This is a genomic window from Nonomuraea sp. NPDC048916, from assembly GCF_040649575.1.
Taxonomy (GTDB): domain Bacteria; phylum Actinomycetota; class Actinomycetes; order Streptosporangiales; family Streptosporangiaceae; genus Nonomuraea.
The window spans coordinates 1-386 of record NZ_JBEZFS010000282.1 but is presented as its reverse complement, the minus strand read 5'-3'; the positions used below and the strand labels follow the sequence as shown (position 1 = coordinate 386).

1 pseudogene is annotated in these 386 nt (G+C 73.8%); it reads left to right on the top strand.

Features of this window, described 5'->3' with window-relative positions:
• Positions 1–386 (top strand): annotated as a pseudogene (gene rep / locus AB0C16_RS40860) (replication protein Rep); the annotation flags it as partial.

The following is a 386-nucleotide window of genomic DNA, read 5'->3' as shown; positions in this document are numbered from 1 at the left end:
CCGACCTCAAGACGGCGACCGGCGGGAACGTCGCCCCGTTCGAACTCCTCGGACGGATCGGGGACCTGACCGGCGGCATGACCGAGGACGACGCCGCCGGGGTCGGCTCGCTGGAGTGGAACCTCTCGCGCTGGCACGAGTACGAGCGGGCAACCCGGGGACGCCGGGCCATCGAATGGACCCGCTACCTGCGGCAGATGCTCGGGCTCGACGGCGGCGACACCGAGGCCGACGACCTCGATCTGCTCCTGGCGGCCGACGCCGACGGCGGGGAGCTGCGGGCCGGGGTCGCCGTGACCGAGGACGGATGGCACGCGGTCACCCGCCGCGCCCTCGACCTCGAGGCGACCCGGGCCGCCGAAGGCAAGGACGGCAACGAGGATTCG